This window comes from Bacillus sp. SKDU12 (assembly GCF_010093085.1).
Classification (GTDB): Bacteria; Bacillota; Bacilli; order Bacillales; family Bacillaceae; genus Bacillus; species Bacillus mexicanus.
Genome location: NZ_MSRC01000007.1, coordinates 402,966 through 419,254 on the forward strand (window position 1 = coordinate 402,966; position 16,289 = coordinate 419,254).

Here is a 16,289-nt window from a genome sequence, read left to right on the forward strand (position 1 = left end):
GACTCATCATCTCATATAATGTGTTATATGATTTGTGTGCAAGTAGAGGCAGGAGGGAACGTTATGCGGCTTGAGCGTCTGAATTATAATAAGATCAAAATCTTTTTGACCCTCGATGATTTGACAGACCGAGGATTGACAAAAGAAGACCTCTGGAAGGACTCGTTTAAAGTCCACCAGTTATTTAAAGATATGATGAATGAAGCGAATACAGAGCTCGGCTTTGAAGCGAATGGACCGATTGCAGTGGAAGTGTATTCTCTCCAAGCACAAGGGATGGTTGTGATCGTAACAAAGAATCAAGACGCTGATTCAGAAAACGATGAGTATGATGATGATTACATCGAAATGCAAGTCAAGCTTGATGAAAGTGCGGACATCATTTATCAATTCCATTCCTTTGAAGATATCATTCAGCTTTCAGAAAGCTTACAGCGAATCGGTATCACAGGGGGAAATGTCTACCACTATGACGGACAGTACTTTTTCAGCCTTGAAGACCTGGGGTCACATACGGCTGAGGGAGTTGTAGCGGTTCTCGCTGAATACGGAAATCCGACAACGTTAACGATTTATCGTTTGCACGAGTATGGTAAGCTCATTATGGACGGTAATGCCGTTGAGACAATACAGACCCATTTTTCATAAGAATATAACGGAAAACTGCTGATTTCACAGCGGTTTTTTTTCGTTGAAAAACATGGGAAAACATAACGTTTATTCTATGCATAGATGATATGAAGGTGTATACTATTCTCTGAAAGGGAGCATGTGAGAAACAGAAGATTCTAGGAGGTTAACTCAAATGGCAGCCGATCGATACACCGGTCATACAGAAGAGGACAAACTTGATGTATTAAAATCAACCCAAACCGTCATACATAAGGCTCTGGAAAAATTGGGATATCCAGAAGAAGTGTATGAATTGTTAAAGGAGCCGATGAGGTTATTAACGGTAAAAATACCCGTTCGCATGGACGACGGTTCAGTAAAGATTTTTACCGGTTATCGTGCCCAGCACAATGACTCTGTCGGTCCGACGAAAGGCGGGATACGTTTTCACCCTAACGTAACAGAAAAAGAGGTGAAGGCGCTTTCTATTTGGATGAGTTTAAAATGCGGCATAATTGATCTTCCATATGGCGGTGGTAAAGGCGGAATTGTTTGTGATCCAAGGGATATGTCGTTTAGAGAGCTGGAGCGTCTGAGCAGAGGATATGTCAGAGCGATCAGCCAAATTGTCGGCCCGACAAAAGATGTGCCGGCCCCGGATGTATTTACAAATTCACAAATCATGGCTTGGATGATGGATGAGTATTCAAGAATTGATGAATTTAATTCACCTGGCTTTATTACAGGAAAACCGCTTGTACTTGGCGGATCTCATGGAAGAGAATCTGCGACAGCAAAAGGTGTAACCATCTGTATTAAAGAAGCGGCTAAGAAAAAAGGCATCGATATTAAAGGTGCGCGTGTCGTTGTCCAAGGCTTCGGAAACGCGGGGAGCTATTTGGCGAAATTTATGCATGATGCAGGAGCGAAGGTTGTCGGCATCTCAGATGCATATGGCGGACTTTATGATCCTGATGGTCTTGATATCGATTACTTACTCGACCGCCGTGACAGTTTCGGCACCGTAACAAAGCTGTTTAACGATACCATTACAAACCAAGAGTTGCTGGAGCTGGATTGTGATATCCTCGTTCCTGCTGCGATTGAAAATCAAATTACAGAAGAAAATGCACATAACATACAGGCTAAGATTGTCGTGGAAGCGGCAAATGGGCCAACAACGCTTGAAGGGACCAAAATCCTTTCAGACCGGGACATTTTGCTTGTGCCAGACGTGCTGGCGAGCGCCGGGGGCGTAACAGTTTCTTATTTTGAATGGGTTCAGAATAATCAAGGCTTCTACTGGAGTGAAGAAGAGGTAGAAGAAAAATTGGAAAAAATGATGGTTAAATCATTTAACAATATATATGAAATGGCCAAAAACCGCAGAATTGACATGCGGCTCGCTGCTTATATGGTCGGCGTTCGCAAAATGGCCGAAGCTTCGCGTTTTAGAGGCTGGATATAAGTAGATGGTTTGCATAAAAATAAAAAATCTCCTATGATATAGTAGGAGATTTTTTTTATTCGGATATAGAAAAATATGAAGTGAAATGCCAATCGCAGGAGTTGACGGAAATGATTCAAGAAAAAGCAATAATTATAGGCGGAGGACCTTGCGGATTATCTGCTGCCATTCACCTAAAACAAATTGGCATTGATGCCCTCGTTATCGAAAAAGGAAATGTCGTTAACAGTATTTACAATTATCCGACACATCAAACCTTTTTCAGCTCAAGTGAAAAGCTTGAAATTGGGGATGTAGCGTTTATTACGGAAAACAGAAAACCTGTAAGAATTCAGGCTTTGTCGTATTACCGGGAAGTTGTCAAACGAAAAGACATCCGTGTAAATGCGTTTGAAATGGTGCGGAAAGTGACGAAAGCGGAAAACGATACATTCGTAATCGAGACGTCAAAAGAAACTTACTCGACGCCATATTGCATTATTGCCACAGGTTACTATGATCAGCCTAACTATATGAACATACCCGGTGAGGAATTGCCAAAAGTATTCCATTATTTTAAAGAAGGCCACCCATACTTTGATAAAGATGTTGTCGTCATCGGCGGGAAAAATTCAAGTGTAGACGCTGCTCTTGAACTCGTAAAATCAGGAGCGCGTGTCACTGTTTTATACAGGGGCAAGGAATATTCTCAAAGCATTAAGCCGTGGATTCTGCCTGAATTTGAATCACTCGTCAGAAACGGTACAATCCGTATGGAATTTGGAGCTTGTGTCGAAGAAATCACAGAAGATGAAGTTGTTTTCCGAACAGGTGAGAACGAAGTCACCGCCATTAAAAATGATTTTGTATTTGCTATGACGGGCTATCATCCCGACCATCAATTTCTTGCAAAAATAGGAGTTGAAATTGATCGAGAAACCGGCCGCCCGTTTTTCGATGAAGAAACGATGGAAACGAATGTTAAAGGCATTTTTATTGCCGGAGTCATTGCTGCTGGGAACGATGCGAATGAAATATTTATCGAAAACGGCAGATTTCACGGAGGACATATCGCAGCAGAAATCGCTAAAAGAGAACATCATTAAAGAAAGAGAGCATATGATGAATTCATATGTTCTTTTTGTTTTTTGGGTTCAGACAGATGTAAAATCATACATAACATGGTAGGATAGACTTAGGAATATAAAGGAAAGAGGTTGCCTGATGTTTGCAATCATCTCTGCAGGAATTGCTCCCGGCATCGCGCTGTTAAGTTATTTTTATTTAAAAGATCAGTATGATAATGAACCTGTACATATGGTGCTTCGGTCGTTTTTTCTAGGGGTTGTTCTTGTATTTCCCATAATGTTTATCCAGTATGTGCTTGAAAAAGAAAATGTGGGGAGCGGAAGCTTTTTCGTTTCTTTTTTATCTTCCGGGTTTTTGGAGGAGTCACTGAAATGGTTTATACTGATGGTCAGTGTCTACCCGCATGCCCACTTTGATGAGCATTATGACGGGATTGTGTACGGGGCGAGTGTATCGCTCGGATTTGCAACACTCGAAAATATACTTTATTTAATTGGCCACGGTGTAGAGCATGCCTTTGTGAGGGCGCTTCTGCCTGTTTCATGTCATGCTTTAATAGGTGTGATTATGGGATTTTATCTTGGGAAAGCCCGTTTTTCCGCTGATAAGGCACGAGTGAAGTGGCTGATTCTTTCTTTAGCCGTCCCATCCCTTTTACATGGATCCTATGATTTTATCCTGACAGCACTGAGCAATTGGATTTATTATATATTTCCATTTATGTTATTTTTGTGGTGGTTTGGTTTGCGAAAAGCAAAAAAAGCCCGTACCGTCAATATGATGCAAGTATAGCCGCACAGAAACTGTGCGGCTTTTTTGTTTACCATTGATGAAAGAGATTTTAAGTTCGGAGGGATAACAAGGAAAGAGTGTATAAAAATAACCTTGTGACAGAAAATACGATTACACTTAAAATTTTGCTGTAGGAGGCTTGAAAAGATGAAGTCCAAAGGATCGATTATGGCATGTCTCATTCTTTTTTCCTTTACATTAATGATGTTTATCAATACTGAGTCCGTCTCTGCCTTTTCGAATCAGGTCATTCAAAGAGGGGCAACGGGGGACGATGTGATCGAACTTCAGGCGCGTCTTCAGTATAACGGTTACTATAATGGAAAAATAGATGGGGTTTATGGATGGGGAACGTACTGGGCAGTTCGTAACTTTCAAGATCAATTCGGGTTAAAAGAGATCGACGGCCTTGTAGGAGCTAAAACAAAGCAAACCTTAACATCTACATCTAAATACTATCGTGAATATGTTACGCAGCAGCTTCAAAAAGGAAATACCTTCACGCATTACGGGAAAATTCCGCTGAAAAACCAGACGAAACCGTCAAAAACAGCAACACAAAAAGCAAGGCAGCAAGCAGAAGCGAGGCAGAAACAGCCTGCGGAAAAAATAACACAGCAGCCTAAAGCGAATCAACAGCAAAACAAGCAAAACAATACACCTGCAAAGGCAAAAAAACAGGACGCGGTCGCTGCTAACATGCCTGGCGGATTTTCCAACAATGATATTCAGCTGCTTTCCCAGACAGTCTATGGGGAAGCCCGAGGAGAACCGTATGAAGGGCAGGTTGCCATCGCAGCAGTTATTTTGAACCGTTTGAACAGTCCGCTATTTCCTAATTCAGTAGCAGGCATCATTTTCGAACCGCTCGCCTTTACAGCGGTCGCTGACGGACAAATTTATATGCAGCCGAATGAAACAGCAAAAAAAGCAGTGCTGGATGCCATTAATGGCTGGGATCCGACTGAAGAAGCGCTGTATTACTTTAACCCGGATACAGCGACCAGTGCATGGATTTGGGGGCGTCCGCAGATTAAAAGAATCGGTAAACACATTTTCTGTGAGTAACAGGACATGAGAAAGCATAAAAAGAGGTGTGATAAATGATCAGAGGAATTTTAATCGCTGTGCTCGGGATTGCAATTGTCGGTACAAGCTACTGGGGATATAAAGAACACCAGGAAAAAGACGCAGTTCTTCTTCATGCTGAAAATAACTATCAGCGGGCTTTTCATGAACTTACCTATCAGGTGGATCAGCTTCATGACAAAATCGGAACAACACTTGCTATGAACAGCAAAAAATCACTATCACCTGCATTGATAGACGTGTGGAGAATTACATCTGAAGCCCATAACAGCGTCAGTCAGCTGCCGCTTACATTAATGCCGTTTAATAAAACGGAAGAGCTGTTATCAAAGATCGGGGATTTCAGTTATAAAACATCTGTCAGAGATTTGGATCAAAAGCCGCTTGATAAAAATGAGTATACATCTCTAAATAAGCTATATCAGCAGTCCGAAGATATACAAAATGAACTTCGGCATGTCCAGCACCTTGTCATGAGCAAAAATCTTCGCTGGATGGACGTAGAGATGGCGCTGGCATCTGATAAAAAACAAAGTGATAATACGATTATCAACAGTTTTAAAGCTGTCGAAAAAAATGTGGGTGCATTCTCTACAGGAACAGATCTTGGGCCAAGCTTCACCAGCACAAAAAAAGAAGAGAAAGGCTTCGGCCATCTGAAGGGAAGACAGATTTCCGTACAGGAAGCAAAACAAATTGCTGAGCGTTTTGCACCGGATGACAATTATTCCATTAAAGTAGTCAAGAGCGGAAAAAAAACAAATCGCGACGTGTATAGCATCAGCATGAAAGATCCAGACCATAATGCGGCGATTTATATGGACATTACGAAAAAGGGCGGGCATCCAGTTTATTTGATTCAAAACAGAGAAGTGAAACAACAGAAAATCAGTTTGAATGACGGATCGAACCGTGCACTCGCCTTTTTAAAGAAAAATGGATATGAAACAGATGACTTGGAAATTGATGAAAGTGCTCAATACGATAAAGTTGGTGTCTTTTCATATGTTCCTATTGAAAATAAAGTCCGGATGTACCCAGAAGCCATTCGTATGAAAGTAGCCTTGGATGACGGCGAGGTTGTCGGATTTTCAGCAAGAGACTTCCTGACCGCCCATAGAACAAGAAATATACCTAAGCCTGCTATAACGGAAGCAGAAGCAAAATCTAAATTAAATAAAAATGTACAAGTGAGAGAAACAAGGCTCGCTTTAATTACAAATGAACTTGGCCAAGAAGTGCTATGCTATGAAATGCTTGGAACAATTGAAAATGACACATTCAGAATGTTTATAAATGCTCAAGACGGATCTGAAGAAAAGGTTGAAAAACTTAAAAATGCAGAACCTATATACAAAGACCTATAAAAAAAGGGGAAAGGACTAAATGTCTTTTCCTTTTTTCATTGCATGTTCTCATAAAAAAGAATGTATTCGATAATAGAGATTGTAGAAAATCTATTTTTAGAATACAGAAAATGAGTAAAAGTTGTTAAGGGCGAACGGTGATGTTACATAACGATATGGAAGTAACGGCAAGAAGGCTTCTTATCGTTTTGTAAGCAGCATAAAAGCTAAAGAGAAGGAAAAACTTCAAATGATTTGTCTTAAAGTGCGCCCTGTGAAATGAAACAAATCCAGCGCATGCAAAAACTGGGCGTGCAAATTCAGCCTGCAAATATAGAAGGGTTTCGCACACTCCTCTATCATGTTACTTCAAGTCTTTCTGAAGAAGAGAACATCTATCAAATAGAAACAGAAGCCGTTGTCAGTCGAATCGCTTGACGATCTGAAATCAAGGAAACGCAAAAGACAAAGGAGTCGCAGTCAGTGACACCGGTTCCCGCTCTAATATTGCGTCCTGCGCCGATTAAATAAGAGAGGAAAGGCAAGGATGGAATAAACATTTGCAGACTCTTCCATACTATATGTAATGGAGGTGCTCCGATGAAAACATTTGAACGGCTACTGATTAAATTATTGTTCATTCAGGTCATTATTTTATTTGGTGTACAGATTCTTTTTCACTATGAGCATATTGAGCCTTATGTATCAAAAGTGATTCAATATGAAGGGGTGGATAAAATGGAGGAGAACAACAATAAGATAGAAACTTTCAAACATTAATATTCATCAATTTTTCACCCTTTTTCCTAAAGTTCGTGATACAATCCATAGAGGAGAAAAGAGCAAGGAGAGGAATTATGGAAAAGAAATTATCGATTGCAATTGACGGCCCGGCAGCTGCGGGGAAAAGCACTGTTGCCAAAATTGTGGCTGAGAAAAAATCTTACATATATATTGATACAGGGGCGATGTATCGGGCGATAACGTACACAGCTTTACAGGAAAACGCTGATCTGACCAATGAAGAAAAAATAGCCGAGCTGTTAAAACAGACGGATATTGAACTGATTACAACAAAAGAGGGACAAAAAGTACTCGTTAATGGCACCGATGTAACTGAGGCGATCAGAACAGATGCAGTAAGTAATCAAGTTTCAATAGCGGCGAAGCATAGAAGCGTCAGAGAAGAAATGGTAAAGCGCCAGCAGCTGCTTGGCGAAAAAGGCGGCGTCGTCATGGATGGACGTGATATCGGGACTCATGTGCTTCCAAATGCAGAGGTGAAGATTTTTCTGCTCGCATCTGTAGAAGAGAGAGCGAAGCGCCGTTATGAAGAAAATGTGAAAAAAGGCTACAATGTTAACTATGAAACATTAATCGAGGAAATTGCAAGAAGGGACAAGCTTGATTCAGAGCGCGAAGTATCTCCGCTGCGAAAAGCAGAAGATGCTCTTGAAATTGACACGACGTCCCTTTCCATTCAAGAAGTGGCTGATAAGATCCTTGAGGCAGTAGAACAAAAGTCCCGCTGATTATGGGGAATGCAACTTTTTTTGAAATTTTTCAACGAAGAAAGAATGTTATCGCTTGACAAACCTGTCCTTTTATTAGAAGTTAATACTAATAAAACTTTTTATTGATCATTCAAAAAACTTTTTGGGTGATTCTTTAATACATATTCGGCTAAAAAGCGGACATGTTTATAGGTTCAGCTTTTAAACCGTTTTAATTAAGCTGTGTAGGTTTGGACCAAGGAGGTTATTCAAATGACAGAGGAAATGAATCAAATTGATGTTCAAGTGCCAGAGGTTGGAGATGTAGTGAAAGGGATTGTGACAAAGGTAGAGGACAAACATGTGGATGTTGAAATGATCAATGTTAAACAGTCCGGCATTATTCCAATCAGTGAATTATCAAGTCTTCATGTAGAGAAAGCATCGGATGTTGTAAAAGTAGACGACGAGCTTGACCTGAAAGTAACAAAAGTGGAAGACGATGCTTTGATTTTATCTAAACGTGCTGTTGATGCAGACCGCGCTTGGGAAGACCTTGTGAAAAAATTCGAAACAAAAGAAGTGTTTGAAGCGGAAGTGAAAGATGTCGTGAAAGGCGGTCTTGTCGTTGATATCGGTGTTCGCGGGTTTATTCCGGCATCGCTGGTTGAAGCGCATTTCGTTGAAGATTTCACTGACTATAAAGGAAAAACATTGTCTCTGCTCGTTGTAGAGCTTGACCGTGACAAAAACCGTGTGATCCTTTCACACCGTGCTGTTGTTGAAAGTGAGCAAGCAAATAAAAAGCAAGATCTTCTTCAGTCTCTTGAAGTTGGAAGTGTGCTTGATGGTAAAGTACAGCGCCTGACTGATTTTGGCGCATTTGTTGATATCGGCGGTATCGACGGACTTGTACACATCTCACAGCTTTCCCACTCCCATGTAGAGAAGCCGTCCGATGTTGTTGAAGAGGGACAAGAAGTAAAAGTGAAAGTATTATCGGTAGACCGTGATAATGAACGTATTTCTTTATCCATTAAAGATACTCTTCCGGGACCATGGAGCCAAATCGGCGAGAAAGTGAAACCTGGTGATGTGCTTGAAGGAACTGTACAGCGCCTTGTCAGCTTCGGTGCCTTTGTTGAAATCCTTCCGGGCGTTGAAGGTCTTGTTCATATTTCTCAAATTTCCAATAAACACATCGGCACACCGCATGAAGTCCTTGAAGAAGGACAGACTGTAAAAGTGAAGGTTCTTGATGTGAATGAAAATGAGGAGCGCATTTCATTAAGCATGCGTGAACTAGAAGAATCGCCTAAAGCTGATCAAGAGGATTACCGTCAATATCAAGCGAAGGAAGAAACAAGCACTGGCTTCCAGCTTGGAGATCTGATCGGAGATAAGCTGAATAAACTAAAATAATTGGTGATAAATGTGACTCGAGCAGAACGGAAAAGACAACACATCAACCATGCCCTGTCCACCGGCCAAAAGCGGGAAACAGGTCTTAATGATATTGCGTTTGTTCATGTCAGTCTGCCCGATCTTGCATTAGAACAAGTTGATATTTCCACAAAAATCGGCGAACTTTCAAGCAGTTCGCCGATTTTTATCAATGCAATGACTGGCGGCGGCGGACAACTTACATATGAAATAAATCAATCTCTTGCACGAACTGCACGTCAAACTGGAATACCGCTTGCTGTTGGATCGCAAATGTCAGCATTAAGAGATCCTTCAGAGCGTGCTTCTTATGAAATCGTTCGAAAGGAAAACCCAAACGGACTCATTTTTGCCAATTTGGGAAGTGAGGTAACAGCTGGTCAGGCGAAGGAAGCAGTTGAAATGATCGAAGCGGATGCCCTGCAGATTCACTTGAATGTCATTCAAGAAATTGTAATGCCTGAAGGAGACAGAAGCTTTAGCGGCGCTTTGGACCGAATTGAGCAAATTTGCAGTCAGGTCAGGGTGCCAGTCATCGTGAAAGAAGTCGGCTTTGGGATGAGCAAAGAATCGGCAGGAAAGCTGTATGAAGCTGGTGCTGCAGCTGTTGATATTGGCGGCTACGGAGGTACAAATTTTTCGAAAATTGAAAATCTCCGAAGACAGCGGCAAATTACTTTTTTTAATTCATGGGGCATTTCAACAGCGGCAAGTTTAGCGGAAATCCGCTCCGTTTTTCCCGAAAACACAATGATTGCCTCCGGCGGCCTTCAGGATGCGCTTGATGTGGCGAAGGCTATTGCGCTTGGAGCCTCTTGCACCGGAATGGCAGGGCACTTTTTGAAAACGCTGACTGACTGCGGTGAGGAAGGGCTGCTTGAGGAGATTCAGCTGATCCTTGAGGAATTAAAGATGATTATGACTGTACTGGGCGTCAGAACGATTGCTGATTTGCAAAAGGCGCCATTGGTAATCAAAGGTGAAACCCATCACTGGCTTACAGAGAGAGGGATCAATACATCCTGCTACAGTGTGAGATAAATGAGAAAGGCCCAAAACCTAATGAGTTTTGGGCTTTTTGTGTTATGATTTTCGCTTTTTAAATCTGCCGTTTTGCTCAAGAGCTGTGGCTCCGTCATAGTGAATGGAATGGTCGCGATCTGATTCGACTCTTCCTGAAGCTTTCAGTTTTTTCTCTTGTCTGTCTTTTCCCATGATCATACTCCTTATTCTGTGATGGATTGTTTAAAACATGCGATTTTGCTCCATACTGGGGGTATGGAGGATGCAAGATGGAACAATTTTATTACTATTGGTCAATGTGGTTTTTGTGGGTGCTGACAACCTTTATTTTTGAAAAGACGAAGAAACGGTATGCCGTCTCTGTCTTTATTTTGACTAATATGATTCTAAGCATACATGACTTTACTTTATATTTTCCCCTGAATGCTGCATATCTGATGTTTTTCGTCTGCGGATGCGTTTATGCCGGGTATTTGAGAATGTACCGTATTCGTTATCTCATGGCCTGTTTGACGCTTGTTAGTGGGTATGCGTTTGTCTATCTTTTTGCATTATATGATCCGGTTTGGTTTATCATAAAACCTGAGTGGACTGCCGTTATCTTACTTGTGCTTTTAACAGCTTCGGTTGAAAGGACTTTCGAGAAGCAGCTTGCCTTATTTGTCTTAGGAATGTGCCAAGGCGAACTTGTGTATTCATTTGTGATTCAAAAGCTGGCCGGGGTTTTGGCCGTAGGCGGCTTTCAATGGCTGAATGCTTGTTCAGCGGGCATGATATTGCTGTTTGGCATATCTAAATATGAACAGCTTGCAAGTCAGGTTGGTCAAAAAAGCAAAAGATCAAACAAAGGAGCTACCAAAATGTCATGAGTGATTACATCTATCCGATTATTGCCGGGGTCATTGCCGGAGTTGCGACAAGGCTTTATATGCTGAAAACGGATTACCGCCAGTATCCGACCTATGTCCATGGAAAAGTCATTCATATCGCATTAGGGCTGATAGCGGCTGGTTTAGGGGCCATTATTATGCCGGCGCTTTTGCAGGAGGAATTTACGGCCATTACATTTTTAACATTGGCAGCAACGCAATTTAGAGATGTCCGAAATATGGAGCGGAATACGCTGACGCAAATGGATTCGTATGAACTTGTGTCAAGGGGAAGCACATATATTGAAGGAATTGCCATTGCGTTTGAAAGCAGAAATTATATTGTGATCTTTACAGCACTTTTGACCACCTCTGCTTATTTGTTTTTGTCGATTTGGGCTGCGGTCATAACGGCTGTTGTTTGTTTTTTGCTGGCGATGAAATTTATGTCGGGCAGTGTGTTGAAGGATATTGTAGACATCAAGTACATAGAGCCTCATTTTGATGGTCCGGGCTTGTTTATTGATAATATCTACATGATGAATATCGGGCTTTCGGAGAAACAGAAGTTGATTTTAAAGAATGGCATGGGATTTATTTTAACGCCAAAAAACTTTAATTCTGCAGCGACAATTGCCAATCTGGGGCAGCGCCAGGCCATTTTATTTGATGTTTCCAATGTGCTCGGTGTTTATCGTGACTCAGGCGAGCCGTCTCTGACACCGATTGCAAAACGGGATTTAAATGATGGAAGAGTGGCGGTCTTTGTGCTGCCGCAAATTCACCATCCCGACACGGCTATTCAGATCATCAGTAATGTCCCCACCTTGGAAAACGCGATCAGAATGCCGGCGGAATTTATCAAAAATCAGGATAAGGTGATAGGATGAGTGAATCCCTCTCGAATGTCATTTTGTCTGTGATCACAACGAACCGCAATCGGGCTGCAGGAGGAGCGCCTGTCTTTTTTTGCAATGACCATAAGGAGATGGAGCTTTTCGCTAAAAATCTTGAGGCGATCCTAGATGGAATAGCGCACAGAATTGGTGATGATGTGTATTTGATCGTGAAACATTTTTAAGAATAGTTGTGATCCCAGTAAAAACTGATATAATAAATGAGTTAAGCCCTTCCTCTGAAGGGTTTCTTTTCATAAAAGTGAATGAAATGATTTTAATAACCGGTTGAAAATTTATGTAAAAATGAAAGCGGCTGGATCGAAAGGAAGGGTACTATGGGTAAACCTGTCGTAGCCATTGTCGGGAGACCAAATGTAGGAAAATCCACAATCTTTAACCGGATTGCGGGAGAAAGAATTTCAATAGTAGAAGATACCCCTGGTGTGACAAGGGATCGGATATACAGCTCGGCTGAATGGCTGAATTATGATTTTAATTTGATTGATACTGGCGGTATTGATATCGGTGATGAGCCATTCTTAGCGCAAATTCGCCAGCAGGCTGAAATCGCCATGGATGAAGCTGATGTCATTATCTTTATGGTGAACGGCCGTGAAGGTGTGACAGCTGCTGATGAAGAAGTAGCGAAAATTTTGTACCGCACGAAAAAGCCTGTTGTGTTAGCAGTTAATAAACTGGATAACACAGAAATGAGAGCGAATATTTATGATTTTTATTCGCTTGGCTTTGGCGAACCATATCCAATTTCGGGTACACACGGACTCGGATTAGGAGATTTACTTGATGCCGCTGCAGAGCATTTTAAAAACATTCCTGAAACAAAATACGATGAAGAAGTGATTCAATTTTGCCTGATCGGGCGCCCGAATGTTGGGAAATCTTCACTTGTTAATGCGATGCTTGGCGAAGAGCGTGTCATTGTGAGCAACGTGGCGGGAACAACAAGAGACGCTGTTGATACGGAATTTACGTACAATCAGCAGGAATTTGTCATTGTTGATACTGCCGGTATGCGAAAAAAAGGGAAAGTCTATGAAACGACTGAAAAGTACAGTGTGCTGCGGGCACTGAAAGCTATCGACCGCTCAGACGTTGTTGCGGTTGTGCTGGATGGCGAAGAAGGCATTATTGAACAGGACAAGCGTATCGCCGGTTATGCACACGAAGCGGGCAAGGCCGTTGTAATCGTCGTAAACAAATGGGACGCTGTTGATAAAGATGAAAGCACGATGAAAGAATTTGAAGAAAATATCCGTGACCATTTTCAGTTTCTTGATTATGCTCCCATTCTATTTATGTCAGCCTTAACAACAAAACGGATTCATACGCTGATGCCTGCGATTATCAAGGCAAGTGAAAATCATTCACTTCGAGTTCAAACAAATGTCTTAAATGATGTCATCATGGATGCTGTGGCAATGAATCCGACGCCGACTCATAATGGCTCTCGCTTGAAGATTTATTATGCAACTCAAGTTTCAGTGAAGCCGCCGAGTTTCGTTGTGTTTGTAAACGATCCGGAATTGATGCATTTTTCATACGAACGCTTTTTAGAAAATCGAATCAGAGATGCGTTTGGTTTTGAGGGGACACCAATTAAAATATTTGCAAGAGCTAGAAAATAAAAAGGTGTGAAGCAAATATGAAAAAAGTCACTATGCTCGGAGCGGGAAGCTGGGGGACAGCATTGGCTTTAGTGTTAGCTGATAATCATCACGATGTAACCATGTGGGGGCACCGTGCAGATCTAATTCATCAAATCAATGACAAGCATGAAAATAAGGATTATTTGCCGAACGTTGAGCTTCCTGAAACAATTGAGGCCACAACGGATATCGGGAAAGCTGTTTCGGACGCAGATTTCATTATCGTGGCGGTCCCGACAAAAGCAATTCGGGAAGTGCTGAGGCAGGCTGTGCCTTTTATAACGAAAAAGACAGTTTTTGTTCATGTCAGCAAGGGAATAGAGCCGGATTCGCTTTTGCGGATTTCTGAGATTATCGAAAGCGAGCTCCCGGCTGATATCAACAAAGATGTTGTTGTCCTTTCGGGACCGAGCCATGCGGAAGAAGTGGGGCTGCGGCACCCGACGACCGTTACTTCTTCTTCAAAGAGCATGCGGGCAGCGGAAGAGGTGCAGGATTTATTTATTAACCACAATTTTCGGGTGTACACAAACCCTGACATTATCGGTGTTGAAATCGGAGGGGCTTTAAAAAATATCATTGCCCTTGCCGCAGGAATCACAGACGGTTTAGGCTATGGTGACAATGCCAAAGCTGCGCTGATTACACGCGGACTTGCCGAAATTGCGCGACTCGGAACGAAAATGGGCGGAAATCCGCTGACATTTTCTGGGTTGACGGGTGTGGGCGATTTGATTGTGACGTGCACGAGTGTACATTCCAGAAACTGGCGTGCCGGCAATCTGCTCGGAAAAGGATATAAGCTTGAAGCCGTTCTGGAAGAGATGGGGATGGTGGTCGAAGGAGTCCGTACAACAAAAGCGGCTTACCAGCTTTCGAAAAAATATGATGTGAAAATGCCAATTACAGAGGCACTTCATCAAGTTCTATTTACCGGACAAAAAGTGGAAACAGCTGTTGAATCTTTAATGGCGAGAGGGAAAACTCACGAGATGGAAGATCTTGTTAACACGTTTGAAAATCAAGTGAAGTAAAAGTGTCAATCATATAAAAAACGCATATCTTAATTGAACGAAAGCCCGAAAAAAACCGAAGAACACCCAAGTCTAGGGAGCTCCTGAAACATTTTGCCGATTTAGGCAATAGAGGATGCATCTGTATGGCAAGTCGCATACTATAGCATCGAAGTCCAAGAGAGTGTTTCTTAAACGTGCAGGTGTATATAGTCAAGTTGGCTGAAGCGAAGGCCCCCCTCTTTGCTTCAGTTTTTTTGTTCTATCAAAGGATGGAAAATCTGGTTGATCTTTTCCGGCGCTGTATATTAAAATTTAAATATAACGCTTACACCAACATTATACATATCGGGGAGGCGCACTTATTGAGTCTGGCATTGATGAAAATGTGGTTTGCACTTGGGTCCATGGGTCTGATGTTTTTGGCTGTGGTTTCCATCTATTTGAGCCGATTTAAGTTTCAAAACCGTTATTTGAAGATTGCGGTTTCATCGTTCGCTTACATGTGTATGCTCATATCTGGAATCATTGTATTTGTCGTGGTATTCAGCGGTCCTGTCAATGAATAAAGCTGTAAAAGGAAGTGCTGTATGGGTAAACTGAAGTGCGCTATGATTGTTGCGGCAGTCGTGTTTTTATCAGGCTGTTTATATCCAAATGAGCGGAAAAGCAGTGTGCATGCCGTTCCTTATCAGGACCAGTTAAAGCAGGTTCAGTCTGCTGTTGATGAATTTCAAAAGGCAAATAAAGGGCTGCTTCCCATTCAAACAAAAGATATGTCAACACCGCTATATCAAAAGTATCCGATAGACTTCAACCGCTTAGCACCGAGATATATGGCCGAACCCCCGAGCACCGCATATGAAAGCGGGGGAGACTATCAATACGTGCTTGTTGACGTAGAGAACAATCCGACTGTTAAATTAATCGATCTAAAGATGGCTGAAACAATCCGTGACGTAAAGTTGCGTGTTCAAATGTATCGCCAGAAGCATCGATATCCGCCCTACAAGGATGTGTTGTCGCGTGATTTATTTACACTTGATGAAAAAAAGCTGGGAGATGGAAGCTCTCTTACAGTGGCAAGCCCAATCTCAGGAAATTCTTTGCCGCTTATGATTAGCGGAGACGGAGAAATATATGCCGATTACCGGACTGAGCTGGCTTCTTGCCTCAAAAAAAGCAAAAAAACATTTAAACCCGGGGCTGAAATCCAGGATATGATTTGGCAAGAAACACCCTTTGTCCCCGTATTTTCTGTGAAATATACGGTAAATGACAAACAGGAACCTGTTTTTTTAGAAAATGATATAAAATAGGAATGAACCTTTCTCCCGTGCATACAAATAGGGAGAAAGGTTTTTTTATACTTTAATAGATTGAGGATGGGAAATTTTCTAAAGATGTCATATTGAAATAGGACAACGTCATACACATATAGTGTCCTGTGTTTGAGTGAAAGAGCTTAATAAAATTGAGAAGGATAGGAAGTCCGGGAGGGGATCAC

General features: G+C 41.8%; 19 protein-coding genes. 18 read left to right on the plus strand and 1 reads right to left on the minus strand.

Annotated features, from left to right (window positions below; all coding sequences use genetic code 11):
- Positions 1 to 63 precede the first annotated feature (63 nt).
- The 11 genes from BTW01_RS08635 (at position 64) to fni (ending at position 10,352) form a co-directional block, all read left to right on the plus strand.
- Positions 64 to 648, plus strand: coding sequence for a genetic competence negative regulator (locus tag BTW01_RS08635; protein WP_162102585.1), 585 nt, complete (start codon positions 64 to 66; stop codon positions 646 to 648).
- Positions 649 to 805: 157 nt separating this feature from the next.
- Positions 806 to 2,080 carry an NAD-specific glutamate dehydrogenase gene (gene gudB, locus BTW01_RS08640; protein WP_162102586.1) on the plus strand — a complete coding sequence of 425 codons (1,275 nt, stop codon included), beginning with the start codon at positions 806 to 808 and terminating at the stop codon, positions 2,078 to 2,080.
- A 110-nt stretch (positions 2,081 to 2,190) separates the two neighbouring features.
- Positions 2,191 to 3,165: a YpdA family putative bacillithiol disulfide reductase gene (locus tag BTW01_RS08645; protein WP_162102587.1), complete on the plus strand. Its 975-nt coding sequence runs from the start codon at positions 2,191 to 2,193 to the stop codon at positions 3,163 to 3,165.
- Positions 3,166 to 3,283: 118 nt separating this feature from the next.
- A complete protein-coding gene (gene prsW / locus BTW01_RS08650) occupies positions 3,284 to 3,940 on the plus strand; it encodes a glutamic-type intramembrane protease PrsW (RefSeq protein ID WP_162102588.1) in 657 nt (218 codons plus the stop codon).
- Positions 3,941 to 4,087: 147 nt separating this feature from the next.
- Positions 4,088 to 5,008 carry a spore cortex-lytic enzyme gene (sleB, locus tag BTW01_RS08655; RefSeq protein WP_162102589.1) on the plus strand — a complete coding sequence of 307 codons (921 nt, stop codon included), beginning with the start codon at positions 4,088 to 4,090 and terminating at the stop codon, positions 5,006 to 5,008.
- A gap of 35 nt (positions 5,009 to 5,043) precedes the next feature.
- Positions 5,044 to 6,396 (plus strand): germination protein YpeB, encoded by a 1,353-nt coding sequence (ypeB, locus tag BTW01_RS08660; protein ID WP_162102590.1) that lies wholly within the window; start codon positions 5,044 to 5,046, stop codon positions 6,394 to 6,396.
- Between the two features lie 258 nt (positions 6,397 to 6,654).
- Positions 6,655 to 6,813 (plus strand): hypothetical protein, encoded by a 159-nt coding sequence (locus BTW01_RS08665; protein WP_162102591.1) that lies wholly within the window; start codon positions 6,655 to 6,657, stop codon positions 6,811 to 6,813.
- 162 nt (positions 6,814 to 6,975) lie between these two features.
- The gene (locus BTW01_RS08670) at positions 6,976 to 7,155 is read left to right on the plus strand and encodes a YpfB family protein (protein ID WP_162102592.1); all 180 of its coding nucleotides are present in this window, start codon (positions 6,976 to 6,978) and stop codon (positions 7,153 to 7,155) included.
- A gap of 77 nt (positions 7,156 to 7,232) precedes the next feature.
- The gene (gene cmk / locus BTW01_RS08675; RefSeq protein WP_162102593.1) at positions 7,233 to 7,907 is read left to right on the plus strand and encodes a (d)CMP kinase; all 675 of its coding nucleotides are present in this window, start codon (positions 7,233 to 7,235) and stop codon (positions 7,905 to 7,907) included.
- Between the two features lie 234 nt (positions 7,908 to 8,141).
- Positions 8,142 to 9,290 carry a 30S ribosomal protein S1 gene (rpsA, locus tag BTW01_RS08680; RefSeq protein WP_162102594.1) on the plus strand — a complete coding sequence of 383 codons (1,149 nt, stop codon included), beginning with the start codon at positions 8,142 to 8,144 and terminating at the stop codon, positions 9,288 to 9,290.
- A 12-nt stretch (positions 9,291 to 9,302) separates the two neighbouring features.
- Positions 9,303 to 10,352 (plus strand): type 2 isopentenyl-diphosphate Delta-isomerase, encoded by a 1,050-nt coding sequence (gene fni / locus BTW01_RS08685; RefSeq protein WP_162102595.1) that lies wholly within the window; start codon positions 9,303 to 9,305, stop codon positions 10,350 to 10,352.
- Between the two features lie 42 nt (positions 10,353 to 10,394).
- Here fni and BTW01_RS08690 read toward each other — a convergent pair whose 3' ends face one another.
- Positions 10,395 to 10,526: a YpzI family protein gene (locus BTW01_RS08690; RefSeq protein WP_162102596.1), complete on the minus strand. Its 132-nt coding sequence runs from the start codon at positions 10,524 to 10,526 to the stop codon at positions 10,395 to 10,397.
- Between the two features lie 77 nt (positions 10,527 to 10,603).
- Between BTW01_RS08690 and BTW01_RS08695 the strand changes: the two genes are divergently transcribed.
- The 7 genes from BTW01_RS08695 (at position 10,604) to BTW01_RS08725 (ending at position 16,101) form a co-directional block, all read left to right on the plus strand.
- Positions 10,604 to 11,203: a hypothetical protein gene (locus tag BTW01_RS08695; RefSeq protein ID WP_162102597.1), complete on the plus strand. Its 600-nt coding sequence runs from the start codon at positions 10,604 to 10,606 to the stop codon at positions 11,201 to 11,203.
- A complete protein-coding gene (locus BTW01_RS08700) occupies positions 11,200 to 12,093 on the plus strand; it encodes a YIEGIA family protein (protein WP_162102598.1) in 894 nt (297 codons plus the stop codon). The genes BTW01_RS08695 and BTW01_RS08700 overlap by 4 nt, the downstream gene beginning before the upstream one ends.
- Complete coding sequence (locus BTW01_RS08705; protein ID WP_162102599.1) at positions 12,090 to 12,284, plus strand: capping complex subunit for YIEGIA; 195 nt, start codon at positions 12,090 to 12,092, stop codon at positions 12,282 to 12,284. The genes BTW01_RS08700 and BTW01_RS08705 overlap by 4 nt, the downstream gene beginning before the upstream one ends.
- 153 nt (positions 12,285 to 12,437) lie before the next feature.
- Positions 12,438 to 13,748, plus strand: a complete 1,311-nt coding sequence (gene der, locus BTW01_RS08710) for a ribosome biogenesis GTPase Der (protein ID WP_162102600.1) — start codon at positions 12,438 to 12,440, stop codon at positions 13,746 to 13,748.
- 17 nt (positions 13,749 to 13,765) lie between these two features.
- Positions 13,766 to 14,803 carry an NAD(P)H-dependent glycerol-3-phosphate dehydrogenase gene (locus tag BTW01_RS08715; RefSeq protein WP_162102601.1) on the plus strand — a complete coding sequence of 346 codons (1,038 nt, stop codon included), beginning with the start codon at positions 13,766 to 13,768 and terminating at the stop codon, positions 14,801 to 14,803.
- Positions 14,804 to 15,147: 344 nt separating this feature from the next.
- A complete protein-coding gene (locus tag BTW01_RS08720) occupies positions 15,148 to 15,351 on the plus strand; it encodes a DUF2768 domain-containing protein (protein WP_162102602.1) in 204 nt (67 codons plus the stop codon).
- Between the two features lie 21 nt (positions 15,352 to 15,372).
- Entirely contained in the window at positions 15,373 to 16,101 is a 729-nt protein-coding gene (locus BTW01_RS08725) for a hypothetical protein (protein WP_162102603.1), read from the plus strand.
- Positions 16,102 to 16,289 lie beyond the last annotated feature (188 nt).

Excerpts from the sequence above, each read along its gene's own strand:
- BTW01_RS08635 (WP_162102585.1), top strand. The coding sequence starts at position 64 with ATGCGGCTTGAGCGTCTGAATTATAATAAGATCAAAATCTTTTTGACC.
- gudB (WP_162102586.1), top strand. The coding sequence starts at position 806 with ATGGCAGCCGATCGATACACCGGTCATACAGAAGAGGACAAACTTGAT.
- BTW01_RS08645 (WP_162102587.1), top strand. The coding sequence starts at position 2,191 with ATGATTCAAGAAAAAGCAATAATTATAGGCGGAGGACCTTGCGGATTA.
- prsW (WP_162102588.1), top strand. The coding sequence starts at position 3,284 with ATGTTTGCAATCATCTCTGCAGGAATTGCTCCCGGCATCGCGCTGTTA.
- sleB (WP_162102589.1), top strand. The coding sequence starts at position 4,088 with ATGAAGTCCAAAGGATCGATTATGGCATGTCTCATTCTTTTTTCCTTT.
- ypeB (WP_162102590.1), top strand. The coding sequence starts at position 5,044 with ATGATCAGAGGAATTTTAATCGCTGTGCTCGGGATTGCAATTGTCGGT.
- BTW01_RS08665 (WP_162102591.1), top strand. The coding sequence starts at position 6,655 with ATGAAACAAATCCAGCGCATGCAAAAACTGGGCGTGCAAATTCAGCCT.
- BTW01_RS08670 (WP_162102592.1), top strand. The coding sequence starts at position 6,976 with ATGAAAACATTTGAACGGCTACTGATTAAATTATTGTTCATTCAGGTC.
- cmk (WP_162102593.1), top strand. The coding sequence starts at position 7,233 with ATGGAAAAGAAATTATCGATTGCAATTGACGGCCCGGCAGCTGCGGGG.
- rpsA (WP_162102594.1), top strand. The coding sequence starts at position 8,142 with ATGACAGAGGAAATGAATCAAATTGATGTTCAAGTGCCAGAGGTTGGA.
- BTW01_RS08690 (WP_162102596.1), bottom strand. The coding sequence starts at position 10,526 with ATGGGAAAAGACAGACAAGAGAAAAAACTGAAAGCTTCAGGAAGAGTC.
- BTW01_RS08695 (WP_162102597.1), top strand. The coding sequence starts at position 10,604 with ATGGAACAATTTTATTACTATTGGTCAATGTGGTTTTTGTGGGTGCTG.
- BTW01_RS08700 (WP_162102598.1), top strand. The coding sequence starts at position 11,200 with ATGAGTGATTACATCTATCCGATTATTGCCGGGGTCATTGCCGGAGTT.
- BTW01_RS08705 (WP_162102599.1), top strand. The coding sequence starts at position 12,090 with ATGAGTGAATCCCTCTCGAATGTCATTTTGTCTGTGATCACAACGAAC.
- der (WP_162102600.1), top strand. The coding sequence starts at position 12,438 with ATGGGTAAACCTGTCGTAGCCATTGTCGGGAGACCAAATGTAGGAAAA.
- BTW01_RS08715 (WP_162102601.1), top strand. The coding sequence starts at position 13,766 with ATGAAAAAAGTCACTATGCTCGGAGCGGGAAGCTGGGGGACAGCATTG.
- BTW01_RS08725 (WP_162102603.1), top strand. The coding sequence starts at position 15,373 with ATGGGTAAACTGAAGTGCGCTATGATTGTTGCGGCAGTCGTGTTTTTA.